The organism is Sporomusaceae bacterium ACPt (assembly GCA_041428575.1).
Classification (GTDB): Bacteria; Bacillota; Negativicutes; order Sporomusales; family Sporomusaceae; genus Sporomusa_D; species Sporomusa_D carbonis.
Genome location: CP155570.1, coordinates 3,922,703 through 3,935,866, shown reverse-complemented (window position 1 = coordinate 3,935,866; position 13,164 = coordinate 3,922,703). Strand labels below are relative to the sequence as shown.

General features: G+C 51.4%; 12 protein-coding genes. 10 read left to right on the top strand and 2 right to left on the bottom strand.

What is annotated here, in order from left to right; all coding sequences use genetic code 11:
- Window positions 1-32 precede the first annotated feature (32 nt).
- The 7 genes from SCACP_RS20080 to SCACP_RS20050 all read left to right on the top strand — a co-directional run bounded on the left by SCACP_RS20080 (window position 33) and on the right by SCACP_RS20050 (window position 7,904).
- The gene (locus tag SCACP_RS20080) at window positions 33-1,577 is read left to right on the top strand and encodes a 2-isopropylmalate synthase (RefSeq protein WP_425059251.1); all 1,545 of its coding nucleotides are present in this window, start codon (window positions 33-35) and stop codon (window positions 1,575-1,577) included.
- A 5-nt stretch (window positions 1,578-1,582) separates the two neighbouring features.
- Window positions 1,583-2,848 carry a 3-isopropylmalate dehydratase large subunit gene (leuC, locus tag SCACP_RS20075; protein WP_425059250.1) on the top strand — a complete coding sequence of 422 codons (1,266 nt, stop codon included), beginning with the start codon at window positions 1,583-1,585 and terminating at the stop codon, window positions 2,846-2,848.
- A 1-nt stretch (window position 2,849) separates the two neighbouring features.
- The gene (locus tag SCACP_RS20070) at window positions 2,850-3,362 is read left to right on the top strand and encodes a 3-isopropylmalate dehydratase small subunit (RefSeq protein WP_425059249.1); all 513 of its coding nucleotides are present in this window, start codon (window positions 2,850-2,852) and stop codon (window positions 3,360-3,362) included.
- Window positions 3,355-4,425 (top strand): 3-isopropylmalate dehydrogenase, encoded by a 1,071-nt coding sequence (leuB, locus tag SCACP_RS20065; RefSeq protein WP_425059248.1) that lies wholly within the window; start codon window positions 3,355-3,357, stop codon window positions 4,423-4,425. Before SCACP_RS20070 ends, leuB begins: the two co-directional genes overlap by 8 nt.
- A gap of 12 nt (window positions 4,426-4,437) precedes the next feature.
- Window positions 4,438-6,108, top strand: a complete 1,671-nt coding sequence (gene ilvB, locus SCACP_RS20060) for a biosynthetic-type acetolactate synthase large subunit (RefSeq protein ID WP_425061458.1) — start codon at window positions 4,438-4,440, stop codon at window positions 6,106-6,108.
- 117 nt (window positions 6,109-6,225) lie between these two features.
- A complete protein-coding gene (locus SCACP_RS20055; RefSeq protein ID WP_425059247.1) occupies window positions 6,226-7,155 on the top strand; it encodes an ABC transporter ATP-binding protein in 930 nt (309 codons plus the stop codon).
- Window positions 7,155-7,904 (top strand): ABC transporter permease, encoded by a 750-nt coding sequence (locus SCACP_RS20050; RefSeq protein WP_425059246.1) that lies wholly within the window; start codon window positions 7,155-7,157, stop codon window positions 7,902-7,904. The genes SCACP_RS20055 and SCACP_RS20050 overlap by 1 nt, the downstream gene beginning before the upstream one ends.
- Here SCACP_RS20050 and SCACP_RS20045 read toward each other — a convergent pair whose 3' ends face one another.
- Window positions 7,905-8,180 carry a hypothetical protein gene (locus tag SCACP_RS20045; RefSeq protein ID WP_425059245.1) on the bottom strand — a complete coding sequence of 92 codons (276 nt, stop codon included), beginning with the start codon at window positions 8,178-8,180 and terminating at the stop codon, window positions 7,905-7,907. It abuts the gene before it with no gap.
- An 18-nt stretch (window positions 8,181-8,198) separates the two neighbouring features.
- On the opposite strand from SCACP_RS20045, the gene SCACP_RS20040 reads away from it, so the two are divergent.
- Together SCACP_RS20040 and SCACP_RS20035 are read left to right on the top strand one after the other, a co-directional pair.
- Entirely contained in the window at window positions 8,199-9,335 is a 1,137-nt protein-coding gene (locus SCACP_RS20040; protein WP_425059244.1) for a DUF445 domain-containing protein, read from the top strand.
- Window positions 9,332-10,657, top strand: coding sequence for a DUF445 domain-containing protein (locus SCACP_RS20035; RefSeq protein ID WP_425059243.1), 1,326 nt, complete (start codon window positions 9,332-9,334; stop codon window positions 10,655-10,657). The genes SCACP_RS20040 and SCACP_RS20035 overlap by 4 nt, the downstream gene beginning before the upstream one ends.
- Window positions 10,658-10,719: 62 nt before the next feature.
- On the opposite strand, the gene SCACP_RS20030 is transcribed toward SCACP_RS20035, so the two are convergent.
- Window positions 10,720-12,105: a PhoH family protein gene (locus SCACP_RS20030; RefSeq protein WP_425059242.1), complete on the bottom strand. Its 1,386-nt coding sequence runs from the start codon at window positions 12,103-12,105 to the stop codon at window positions 10,720-10,722.
- Between the two features lie 298 nt (window positions 12,106-12,403).
- On the opposite strand from SCACP_RS20030, the gene SCACP_RS20025 reads away from it, so the two are divergent.
- Entirely contained in the window at window positions 12,404-13,090 is a 687-nt protein-coding gene (locus tag SCACP_RS20025; protein ID WP_425059241.1) for an NAD(P)-binding domain-containing protein, read from the top strand.
- The last annotated feature ends 74 nt before the right edge of the window (window positions 13,091-13,164 follow it).

Sequence of the window (13,164 nt, the reverse complement as noted above, 5' to 3'; positions counted from 1 at the left end):
ATCTAAACTAATGAAGAAAGCGAGGTAATGACATGGAAGCTAGACAAATTCAAATATTTGACACTACCCTCCGTGATGGCGAGCAAACGCCGGGAGTAAGCCTGCAAACAGAAGAAAAGGTGGAGATCGCGCTAGCTCTAGCCAAGCTCAAGGTCGATGTCATTGAAGCTGGATTTCCGATTGCCTCGCCTGGCGATTTTGATGCTGTCAGCCAGATTGCCGCCAGGGTAAAAGGCCCCTTGATCGCCGGCCTGGCCCGTGCCAACCAAAAAGACATTGAAACTGCCTATCAAGCTGTCAAGAAATCGGATAGGCCGCGCATCCATACCTTTATTGCCACTAGTGATATTCACCTTGAACATAAGCTGAAAATGAGCCGGAATGAGGTGCTTGAACGGGCTGAACAGGCGGTGCGCTATGCCAAAAGCCTGGTGCCTGATGTCGAGTTTTCCGCTGAAGATGCCTCGCGCTCTGACTGGGATTACCTGTGTCAGGTATATACCAGAGCCATTGCCGCCGGCGCCAATGTTATCAACATTCCCGATACCGTGGGCTACAGCACGCCGGTTGAATTTGCCGCTCTGATTACCTATATTCGCGAGCATGTACCTAATATTGAGCAGGCGGTCGTTAGCGTCCACTGCCATGACGACCTGGGAATGGCGGTTGCCAACTCGCTGGCTGCCATAGCAGCCGGCGCCGGCCAGGTTGAGTGTACAATCAACGGTTTGGGCGAGCGGGCAGGCAATGCTTCCCTGGAAGAACTGGTAATGGCGTTAAACACCCGCCGGGAGTATTACCGCGCCGGAACCAATATTGCCACTCGGCAGATTTACCGGACTTCCCGCCTGGTAAGCACATTGACCGGTATTGTTGTACCACCAAACAAAGCCATCGTCGGCGATAATGCGTTTGCCCATGAATCAGGCATCCATCAGCACGGCGTGCTCAATAACTCGCTCACTTACGAGATTATGCGTCCTGAGGCAGTGGGGATTAGCCGGAATGCCATCGTGCTTGGCAAGCACTCGGGCCGTCATGCTTTTGAAGAACGTCTTAAGCATTTGGGCTATGAATTGGACGCCGACACTATAAATAACTTGTTTGTTAAGTTCAAGGAGCTGGCTGACCGCAAAAAGATGGTCTTTGATAAAGATATTGAGGCCATGGTTGCCGAAAAAGCGGCAGTCCGGCCTGAATGGTACAATCTGGTGTATCATCATGTGGTAAGCGGCAACCAGACGCTGGCTACCGCCTCGGTGCAGCTTAAAACCAGCGCCGGAGTGAGTGAAGCCGCCTGTTTTGGTGATGGTCCGGTTGATGCCACTTTTAAGGCTATTGAGCAAGCGGTCGGTTTTCCTATCGGCCTCCACGATTACCAGCTTAAAGCGGTAACCGCCGGGGAGGACGCGTTAGGTGAAGCTACGGTGTGGATTGAGCGGGACGGGCGCAAATTTAGCGGCCGGGGCCTTTCTACCGACGTCATTGAAGCAAGCGCTAAAGCTTATGTCAACGCTATTAACAAAATGCTGGCTGTATGCGGATTTCCCGTAGACCAGCAAGCTACAGGGAGGTAACTCATATGGCTAGACCCATGACTATGACGGAAAAGATATTTGCCGCTCATGCCGGACTCAGTGAGGTTGTTCCCGGCCAGCTTATCAAAGCCAAATTGGATGTTGTGCTGGGCAATGACATCACGGCTCCGCCGGCCATCAAAGAGTTTGAACAAATGAGCGATACAGTTTTTGATAAAGATAAGATTGTGCTGGTGCCTGATCACTTTACTCCCAACAAGGATATCAAGTCGGCTGAAATGGCTAAAACCGTGCGCGAATTTGCCCGCAGGCACAATATTACCCACTACTTTGAGGTAGGGCGCATGGGCATAGAACATGTGCTATTGCCTGAACAGGGGCTGGTAGCTCCTGGTGAAGTCATTATCGGCGCTGACTCGCATACTTGTACTTACGGCGCGCTGGGAGCTTTCGCCACCGGCGTCGGTTCAACTGACATGGCGGCAGCCATGGCTACCGGGGAGACCTGGTTTAAAGTTCCGGCCAGCATTAAGGTTGAACTTACCGGACGGTTGTCTAAGTGGGTGTCAGGCAAGGACGTTATCTTAAAACTAATTGGCATGATTGGCGTTGATGGGGCCCGGTATCAGTCACTGGAGTTTACCGGTGAAGGCGTGGCATCACTGAGCATGACCGACAGGCTGACTATTGCCAATATGGCTATCGAAGCCGGGGCCAAGAACGGGATATTCCCGGTAGATGACATTACTAAACAATACTTGGCCCGCCGGGTCAAGAAACCCTATACGCCGGTTGCTGCCGACACTGACGCGGAATATGTGCGGACAGTCACGATTAACTTAGATGAGCTCACTCCGGTTGTGGCTTTGCCGCATCTTCCGGAAAACGTGCGCCCGGTGAGCGACATTCAGCCTACACCTATTCATCAGGTGGTCATCGGTTCATGTACCAATGGCCGGATTGAAGATTTGGGGCAGGCTGCCGCCATTCTCGAAGGGCGGCAAGTGCATCAGGATGTGCGGGCCATCATTATCCCCGGCAGCCAGGATGTGTACCTTGAGGCAGTCAAACTCGGATATGTTGAAACATTTATAAAAGCCGGAGCGGTAGTCAGCACCCCGACTTGCGGCCCGTGCCTCGGCGGTCATATGGGCATCCTGGCCAAAGGCGAGCGGGCGGTGGCCACTACCAACCGTAACTTCCGCGGCCGGATGGGGCATGTTGACAGTGAAGTATATCTGGCCAGTCCGGCAGTAGCGGCGGCAAGCGCAGTTTTGGGGCGGATTGCCGGGCCTGAGGAGGTAGCATAATATGAAGTTTTCAGGAAAAGTGTGGCGTTATGGCGATAATGTGGATACAGATGTAATTATCCCGGCACGGTATTTAAACACTGCCGATATGCGCGAACTGGCCGTTCATGCCATGGAAGACATCGATCCAACCTTTGCCGGTAATGTGCGGCAGGGTGATATTATTGTAGCCGGTAAGAACTTTGGTTGTGGTTCGTCGCGGGAACATGCGCCAGGCGCCCTTAAGGCTGCCGGTATTGTCTGTGTGGTAGCCGAAAGCTTTGCCCGCATATTTTACCGCAATGCCATTAATATCGGTCTGCCGCTGATTGAACTGGGCGAAGGAGACATTAATATTAAGGCCGGAGATACATTGGCTGTTGACCTGGATGCCGGTACGCTTGAAAATGTGAGCACCGGCGAAACATTTGCCGTGCCGCCGCTGCCTGGCTTTATCCAGGAGATTGCCCGTTCCGGCGGGTTGGTCAACTATACCCGCCAGTTGCTTGCGGCCAAGGGGGGTAACCATGAGTAAACATATTGTAGTTATTCCCGGTGACGGTATCGGCGCCGAAATTACGGCAGCCGCCCTGAACGTGGCGCAAGCTGCGGCTGATAAGTGCGGTTTTAATTTTACCCATCAAATCAAGCAAGCAGGCGGGGCGGCTATTGATGAATACGGTGTGCCGCTGCCTGAGGACACCGTCGAGGCCTGCCGCCAGGCCGACGGGGTGCTGCTGGGGGCGGTCGGCGGCCCCAAATGGGACAATGTCGCCCCTGAACTCCGGGCCGAAAAGGCGATTTTAGGCTTGCGCAAGGCGCTCGGGTTATATGCTAACCTGCGGCCGGTTAAAGTTTTTCCGGCACTGGCCGGGCAGTCGCCGCTCAAACCTGAAATAGTAAGCTCGGTTGATATTCTTATTGTCCGCGAGCTCAGCGGCGGCATCTACTATGGCGCGCGTCAGGAAGCCGCCGTGGTAAGCGGTGTCGAGCAGGCTTGCGACAGCGAAGTATACAGCAGGCCGGAAATTGAGCGGATTGTGCGGTTGGCCTGCCGGGCGGCTATTGGCCGGAAAGGTAAGGTCACATCAGTCGATAAAGCCAATGTGCTGGCCACTTCCCGCCTGTGGCGGAAAGTGGCCGGCGAAGTGGCGCAAGGCTTCGCGAATATAGAACTTAATCATATGTATGTTGATAACTGTGCCATGCAGTTGGTTTTAAACCCAGGCAGTTTTGACGTAATTGTCACCAGCAATTTGTTTGGTGATATTTTAAGCGATGAAGCGGCAGTACTGTCAGGTTCCATCGGTCTCTTGCCGTCAGCCAGTCTGGGCGACGGTACCGGCTTATATGAGCCCATTCACGGTTCGGCTCCTGACATAGCCGGTAAGGGAATTGCTAATCCGTTAGGAACAATATTGTCGGCAGCCATGTTGTTTAGGTATTCGCTGGGGCAGGAACAGGCGGCCGCCATGATTGAAAAAGCAGTTAATCAAGTTCTGGACGACGGGTATCGTACCGCAGATATTTATCAGCAAGGCTTTACCAAAGTATCGACCGAGGAAATGGGTCGTCAAGTAATCGCCAGATTGGGGTGATCGTGTATGCTCATGACAGGTGCACAAGCTATTGTCGCATGCCTCGTAAACCAGGGCGTAGACACTGTATTTGGCTATCCGGGCGGGACAATATTGCCGCTCTATGACGCGCTGTACGATTCGTCGATTCACCATGTGCTGACCGTGCATGAGCAGGGAGCCGCCCATGCTGCTGACGGTTATGCCAGAGCCAGCGGCCGGGTGGGAGTATGTATTGCTACGTCCGGGCCGGGCGCCACTAATCTGGTTACCGGTCTGGCTAACGCTTTCATGGATTCAGTACCGGTAGTAGCCATCACCGGTCAAGTGCAAACAAGTTTGATTGGCCGGGACGCTTTTCAGGAGATTGACATTACCGGCATTACCATGCCCATAACCAAACATAATTTTTTGGTCAAAGACATCAGCAAATTGCCGGAGACTATCAAGCGGGCTTTTCGCATCGCCCAGTCCGGGCGGCCGGGTCCTGTGCTTGTTGATATACCACGCGATATTCAAACAGATCAATACCAATTTGACGATCTTGACGATGAACTGCCTAAGCTGGCGGCCAGCCGTCAGCCGCCCGATTTTGAAGAACTCATCGCCAAAGCTGCCGCTGCGGTCAGTACCGCCGAGCGGCCGGTTATCGTTGCCGGGGGCGGAGTAATTAATGCCAACGCCGGTGAGGCAATTACGCGGTTTTCTGAGCAGTGCGGCCTGCCGGTGGTTACCACGCTGATGGGCATTGGCTCGTTACCTCCTAAGCACCCTAATTTGCTGGGAATGACCGGTCTGCACGGGGTTAAGCCTGCTAACCATGCCGTGCATGCTGCCGATGTATTAATTGTTGCCGGCAGCAGGTTCAGCGACCGGATAACCGGTGATCGCGCCCGGTATGCGGCCGGTAAGACAGTCATTCATATTGATATTGATCCGGCTGAACTACACAAAAATGTTGACGCCAGCGTTGCGCTGGTAGGTGAGATGAACACCATTCTGGAGGCGCTCAGCCAGGCCGCCAAGCCAGGAAATTGGACGGCATGGTGGGCCACAATCAACGAATGGCGGGAAGCCTACAAACCATCAGGCCCGGAGGATGAACTTTCGGCTTACTGGATTATGAATGAGTTAAACCGCCAGACAGGCGGCGGCCGGGATGTTATCTATGTCACCGACGTTGGCCAGCACCAGATGTGGGCGGCACAGTTTCTGGATGTGGGCGGCTCACGCGGCTTTTTGTCCTCCGGCGGCTTAGGCGCCATGGGATTTGGTCTGCCGGCCGCCGTGGGAGCGCAGCTGGCTGTGCCTCATAAACGGGTCATTCACATTGCCGGTGATGGCGGATATAAAATGACCGGCTGCGAGCTTTATACTGTGGCCGCAGAGAAACTGCCGGTTATCTCCATTGTTATTAATAATAACAGCCTGGGTATGGTCAGGCAGTTACAGCAGTGTTATTGTAATAAACGCTATTCCGCATCGTTACTGCCTACTCCGGTTGACTTTACTTCCTTCGGGCGTGCTTTCGGCATTCCGGCGGTTACTGTCAATACCAGGCAAGAGTTTGCCGACGCCTTCACCCATGCCTGGAAAGGCGGCGGTCCGGCGCTTATTGCCGTTAATATTGCTACCGCTCACGTAGTTACCCCCATGATTAACCTCGGCGGGACGCTTGATGCTTATATCGATGTTGAGGAATGAGTGTAATCCCATATAGTAAAAAATACCAGGATCATGATATTATTAATATATCAGTGATCCTGGTATTATTATATTTTAGAGCAGTCGAAGATATCCGGGCAGAGGGGATGGCAATTAATGGATGCAGCAATTGTCCGGGCTGAAAAGCTTGGCAAAACATATGGAGATTTCCGGGCGCTTAAGGGTATATCATTTACTATCACGGCTGGGCAATGTTTTGGTTTTTTGGGACATAACGGCGCGGGAAAGACGACAACAATGCGTATGATGTATGGTATGTCGACTGTTGAAGAAGGTGCGCTGTGGCTGTTTGGGCAGCCGATTGTGCTGACACCGCCGGCCATTAAGGCCAGATTGGGTATTGTCCCGCAGGAGGACAACCTTGATGATGATTTGACAGTCATTGAAAATCTGGAGGTGTATGGTCAAATATTTGGTTTAAGCCGGGCTGAAGCCAGAGCGCGCGGCAAGGATTTGCTTATCTTTATGGGACTGGAAGATAAAGAGCACAGTGATATTGAAAGCCTGTCAGGCGGTTTAAAGCGGCGGCTGGTCATTGCCCGGGCACTCATTAACCGGCCGGAAATTGTAATCCTGGACGAGCCTACGACCGGCCTGGATCCGCAGGCCAGGCATCTGGTATGGCAAAAGCTCAGGAGTCTTAAAGCCAACGGCGTAACTTTAATCCTAACCACGCATTATATGGAAGAAGCAGTTCAGTTATGTGACCGGCTGGTTATTATGCATGAAGGCATTATTTTGGACGAGGGCAGCCCGCGTGAGCTTATTGCGAGGTGCGTGCTGCCTTATGTTATTGAAGTACACTTGCCGCTTTCGCAGGTACCGGATGGCTTGGAGGACAAGGTAAAAGCCTGGGGCGGTGAAGCCATCCGGGTAGTTGACGGACTCTTTCTGTATGCCGTTAACGGTGAGGAATTGTGGTACAACCTTGATAGCTGGGGTCTTCCCAAGCACTTCTGTCTGCTGAGGCCTGCCAATCTCGAAGATGTATTTTTGAAACTTACCGGTATGGGGGAACAAAACTAATGGCGATATTGCGTGTTTTTGCCCGCCATATGGCGGTATTTCGCAAAATTTGGTTTACCAACATTATGTTTAACTTTATTGAACCGCTCTTGTATCTTACAGCCATGGGCTACGGCCTGGGAACTTTTGTACAGGATATTAACGGCTTGGCCTATATTCAATATATTGCGCCAGGTATCGTCGCTTCATCAGCCATGTTTGCCGCCTCCTTCGAGTGCACTTATGGCACCTTTATCAGGCTGCACTACCAAAAGACCTTCCACGCCATGCTGGCCGGTCCGGTTACCGTACGCGATGTAATCGGCGGCGACATAATGTACGCTACCTTCAAAAGTATGTTGTTCGGAGTGGTAATACTGACAGTTATTGTTGCCCTCGGTCAAGTCCGTTCCTGGTGGGCGCTGGCCATACCGCTGTTTCTTATTATTCCCGGGCTGGTGTTTTCCCTGCTGGCAATGTGTTATACCGGTGTAACCCTTAATATTGATAATTTTAATTATTACGTGACCTTATTTTTAACACCTTCCTATTTGTTCTCCGGCGTATTCTTCCCGGTTAGCTCCATGCCTGGCTGGGCACAGGTAATAGCCTGGTTTAATCCTATTTATCACAGTGTTGAAGTTTGCCGGGCAATGGCTTTGGGAAAAATTTACCCCGGTCTGCTGCTGCATGCCGGGGTGCTGGCGCTGGTAGCTATTGTGCTTACACCGTTGGCGGTAAGGCTGATGGAAAAGCGTCTTATCGTGTAACTATACCGTAAATCTTTCTACCGTATCCTTTAAATGGTTGGCCATGGCGCTTATTTCCTCGGCGCCGGCGGAAATGGTCTCCATGGTGGCGGTTGTTTCTTCCGTGGACGCTGAAACCTCTTCGGCGTTGGCAGCCGTAGTTTCAATTCCTGAAGCTGCTGTATTTATAAAGGGAGCAAGAAGGTGATTAACATCAGCGCTAATAATAGCTATACGGCCACGGCAACGCTGGTTGCCGTATCTGCCGGTTTTTTTCTGAGCTATCCTTTTCAGCACACCTTTTGGGGTGCGCTGTTGACGAGCGGTTTCGGCGCCGCCATGGTTGGCGGCCTGGCTGACTGGTATGCTGTGACTGCCTTGTTTCGCAAGCCGTTACATATTCCGTATCGTACAGCTATTATTCCTAAAAATCGTAAACGTATTTTTGCCGCAATCATCACTATGGTTGAGGAAGAATTGCTGACTGCCGATAATATCCGGGAAACTTTGAGTCAGGCCGGTTTAGGCAGCCTTGTGCTGCGTTATGCCGGCCGGCCGGATTCCCGGCAACAATTGTATACGCTGGTGGGCGGGCTGGTGCGGGAGGCCGTTCAAGCGATTGACACCGATCAACTGGCAAAAACGCTTGAACTGCTGTTGTCCGAACACCAAGACAAGGTGAAAATTGCCCCGCTTGCCGGTCAAGCCATTGACTGGGGACTGAAAGAAGGTTTTGTCGACAGGCTTGTTGACTTTGTAATCCCTGAGCTTAAACGTATGGCAAGGGAAAAATATATGACCGGGTTTATTGCCAATATTTACAGCAGCGCTCTTAATGCCTATGCTTCCCGGCAAAATCAGCGCAAGTTGATGGGGTGGATCATGGAAAATTTGCTTAAACTTGACCCGGTGACAGTTGCTGTTATTATTCAGGAGAAAATAGCTGAATTTTTGGAGGAGCTATATCATCCCGACCATCGCCTGCGCCGGCGCTTGGCAGATTGGTTAGCCAAGCTGGCTGAAGATATCCGGAATGATGCCGGGGTTAGCCAAAAAGTTGAAACACAGTTACGGCCGGTGCTGGTAAAGCTGGCGGCACAGATGGCTAAACTACCAGCGGCTAACCCCGAAATGGCTGCAGGCTGGCTTAAGTGGACAGTCAGACAAGCGGAAAAGCTGGCTGATGAATTTACTGCCGATCCAGGGCGACAAGCTAAAGTGGATGAGCTCCTGGCCAACAGTCTGGCGAATTGGGTTAGCCAAAATCACGGCGAAATTGGCCGGCTTGTCGCCCGCCACTTGGAAAGCTTCAGCAATGAAGAATTAGTAGAATATATTGAATCCAGGGTTATGAACGACTTGCAAATGATTAGGATTAACGGCTCGGTTGTCGGCGGTATTACCGGTATGGCTTTGTTTTTAATTACCTATATGTTAGGGGTGGGGCGGTGAAAGTGGTTAAAGGGCGGGCCAATGCTGTGCTCATTGGTGTCGCCGTATTGTTTACCGTTGCAGTGGCCCTGAAATATATCTATCCTGATCACTGGCTTGCTTCCATGCTGCTTACTGTGGCTGAAGCCAGCCTGGCGGGCGGTGTTGCTGACTGGTTTGCTGTGACTGCGCTGTTTCGCCGGCCGTTGGGCTTTCCTTACCATACTGCCCTCATTCCCCGTAACCGGGAGCGGATTATTGAAGGGCTTGCTGATGCCGTAGAAGACGATTTTTTGAGCAAACAGTCGATAAAAGCACGGCTGGCCGAAGCCAAACTTGTAGACAAGCTCATAGAGCAAACCGGAAACAGCAATATCCGCCCGGTTATCCGGCAGGTCATTGACAGGTTGCTTGTTGAGGCGGCAAAAACAATTGACCCCGAAGCTGTTGCCCGGTATGCCGAACGGGTGTTTAAGCTTGTTCTTAAGCGACAGCCTGTTGCTCCGCACATTGCTGCCGCCGCGTATTGGGCGTTAACCCAAGGCAAGGGTTGGGAACTATATCACGCAATTGTTGAGGAAATTGCCAGACTCGTCCGGGAGCCCAAAACCAGAGAGGCTATTTTTTTGTATCTGGAACAGTTAAAACAAAAAACAGCCAATAAAAATTGGCTGTCATCAGTTATTACCGTCTTCATGGAAAATATTGACGGCATCAATCTCCAGGATGCGGCTGACGCGCTGCAGCAGGAATTGGCTGCCGCTGTAGATGAACTCAGGGATAAAGATCATCCGATGGGGAAGTGGTTTCAGAAAGAGCTGGCAGCTATGGCCGCCAGACTGGAAACTCCTGAGTGGGAATATGCTGCCGAGCGCTGGAAAGAAGGCTTGATTGGCAGGCTTGATCTTGGCGGGCCGCTCACAGCTTTAACGCAAACAGTACTGGGTGCCTTGGGCCGGAGCGATGGCGAGGGCGATGAGCAAGCAGCAGTGTATCGCGAATACATCGTCGACTGGCTGGCCGGTCAGGTGGAAGGCTATTGGGAGAGGTTTAAGACGAGCGACACTATGCGCAGTCAGGCTGAGGAATATCTAAAGGTATTGTTAGCCAAGATTGTCGACCACGAGCATCATCTAATCGGACGAGTAGCCGGCCGTGCTCTGAATAAGCTTACTAACGACGACCTTAATCGGTTTATTGAAGACAAAGTCGGTGAAGACCTGGAATGGATCAGAATTAATGGTGTAATCGTCGGCGGTTTGGCCGGGCTTGGGCTGTCGCTGTTTTTGAAATTTGTGTACCAGCCCTATGTTGTGCCGGGTGTCAGGACATTATTTCAATAATATATTAGGATTTTAAAGCTGAATGCCCGCGCCGGTATAAACGCGGGCATGGATGGCTTCGGTTACAGTCTTAGCGATGCTTCGGCGGCGAGCGGCGAACGTTCGCATTCATCGTGATTAAGGGTCACCTGGAAGCACAGCTTGCTGCCTTTCATTTTTTCCGCGGCGTACACTAGGCCATTGGTGCGGCTGTCTAGGAAGGGATGATCAATTTGTTCCGGGTCGCCGAGCAGGATTATTTTCGTGCCGAGGCCAGGACGGGTAATAACGCCTTTGGCTTGGCGGGGGGTGGAATTTTGCATTTCGTCCAGAATGATCCAATATTTTTGAAGGGAGCGGCCGCGTTGGTAAGCTAAGGCTTCGGTCTGGATGATGCGTTTGTCAAACAACATCTGGACAGTGTCTTCAGCTTGTTCAATTTCTTTAGGTTCAGTCATATTGTGGCCTGACATCAGGGTAAACAAGTTATCACGGATAGCCCGCATGTATGGGTCGATTTTGTCTTGTTCCGAGCCGGGCAGGAACCCCAGGTCTTCATCCATAGGTACATTGGGGCGGCAGATTAAAAGGTGGTGATACGCGCGGGGACGGCAGTCAAGGTGGTTATAGAGACCGACAGCCAGCGAGTAAAAGGTTTTGGCTGTGCCGGCAGGGCCTTTAATAATAACAAGCGGCGCTTCCTCGGCGCTGAGCATAAGGCATTCTTGCATGAACACCTGTCCGACATTGCGCGGGGAAACGCCGAATGGGTTGCGGCTACGATATCTTAGATGCACGACTTTTTCGCCGTCGAAACGACCTAGGGCAGTGTGCCGCTCCTTGTCAGACGAACGGATTAACAGGAATTGATTGGTCACGAGATTTACTGAGGTCATATTGTGGGTTTGTTCGTCAAAGACATTGAGAACCTCCGGGTCAATGTAATTGCCATCATCTTGATGGAATTTGTCAATAATAGCTGATGAGGTATAGACTACCGCCCGTCCGGTATACTGTTCTTCGACACTGGCTACTTTTTCATTGCGGAAGTCTTCAGCCTGAATCCCCAAAATAGCGGCTTTTACCCGCATATTGGTATCCCGGCTGACTAAAATAGTGGGTAGATTGTCTTCGGCCAGACCTTTACATACTTGGAGAATACGGTTGTCAGGCTTACTTTTGTCCCAGTAGGGCGGCATATGGGTATCAAGGTGATTGGCCTCGATGCGCACAAGACCGCCCTGGTCATTGAGCACCACGCCGGCAAGCAGGTTGCCCTGGGACCTGAAGGCGTCAATCATCCTGCTGACCAGGCGGCTATTAGCGCCACGTTCGCCGGTTTCGGATTTGAATTTGTCCAGTTCTTCCAGGACTACTTCGGGAATTATTACCGTGTGTTCGTTAAAGGCGGTAATCGCGTAGGGAGAGTGTAACAGCACATTGGTGTCTAGCACATAATACTTAATCAAAAAGCAATCCCCCTTCTTTTGTCCGGCAGACTTGGGTCAAAACAAGTCTGTTGGCGACATAACTAAAAAACAGCGGCAAATGGTTGCAGACAATTGTCTCTATATATTAAATTATATATTAAATTGTACTGGCGGCAAGGCCGGAGTATGTTAGCATTTTATTAATTCAGCGTTAATTTCTGCAAGTCATCCGTCTTCACCACTTGCCAACCAGGGGCATATATTACATGGAATCTACTGTATTGTATGCGGTGACTGTTATGGAACGTAACCTTATTTAAACGAGGTGGACTAATAAATGAAACAGGTCGGACTCATTGGCGTGGGCCGCATGGGCAGGGTGTTGTCCGGTAGATTGGCCGGTCATGTCAATTTGACAATTTTTGACCGCAATGACGACCGGATGAACCCTTTAGCCGAAAAATTAGGAGTTGCGGTTGCTTCCACTCCGGAAGAACTGGCTGGAGTGGGCACAGTAATCCTGGCAGTGCCTGACCGGGAGGTAATCAGTTTAATTAAAGATTTTAACCAGCTGGGACAACCGCTCAACATTATTAATATTGCTACCAATGTTGCGCAGCATGTGCTTGAAGAGACAGCAGCCAAACATGTTAAATGTATTGGAGTCAAGTTTGTTGCTCACGCCGCTGAAATGGCGTTAGGGGCGGAGCCGGTTATTATCGTTGATGAACGGCCGGCCGAACTTTCCGTACTGGCACAAGAAATTTTTGCCCCGGTTGGTAAAATTTTTATTGGCCAGGCTGACTGGGTTACCTACATAAATACCCAGGCTGCGGAAAAGGCGTTGATTGCGGCAGTACTTATTGAGGACACACTGCGAGGGCAGCCGTACGCCAACGATGAGATGATAAAGAGCGCTATCAGGCAGGTGGCAGCGGGGATCTTGAAGGCTTACGCCAACGATGACCATGGTCCGTTTGTCCGTGAAATCGTCCGGGCCATCAAGGCAAAACTCAGAAAATAATTTACATTGTAAGCGCCGGTCCCGGCGTCAAGGTCATGGCTGAAGTCAACGGGAAAATTGTTGTCGCCCGGCAA

Coding starts and splice junctions, on each gene's coding strand:
- SCACP_RS20080 (WP_425059251.1), top strand. CDS start 33: ATGGAAGCTAGACAAATTCAAATATTTGACACTACCCTCCGTGATGGC.
- leuC (WP_425059250.1), top strand. CDS start 1,583: ATGGCTAGACCCATGACTATGACGGAAAAGATATTTGCCGCTCATGCC.
- SCACP_RS20070 (WP_425059249.1), top strand. CDS start 2,850: ATGAAGTTTTCAGGAAAAGTGTGGCGTTATGGCGATAATGTGGATACA.
- leuB (WP_425059248.1), top strand. CDS start 3,355: ATGAGTAAACATATTGTAGTTATTCCCGGTGACGGTATCGGCGCCGAA.
- ilvB (WP_425061458.1), top strand. CDS start 4,438: ATGACAGGTGCACAAGCTATTGTCGCATGCCTCGTAAACCAGGGCGTA.
- SCACP_RS20055 (WP_425059247.1), top strand. CDS start 6,226: ATGGATGCAGCAATTGTCCGGGCTGAAAAGCTTGGCAAAACATATGGA.
- SCACP_RS20050 (WP_425059246.1), top strand. CDS start 7,155: ATGGCGATATTGCGTGTTTTTGCCCGCCATATGGCGGTATTTCGCAAA.
- SCACP_RS20025 (WP_425059241.1), top strand. CDS start 12,404: ATGAAACAGGTCGGACTCATTGGCGTGGGCCGCATGGGCAGGGTGTTG.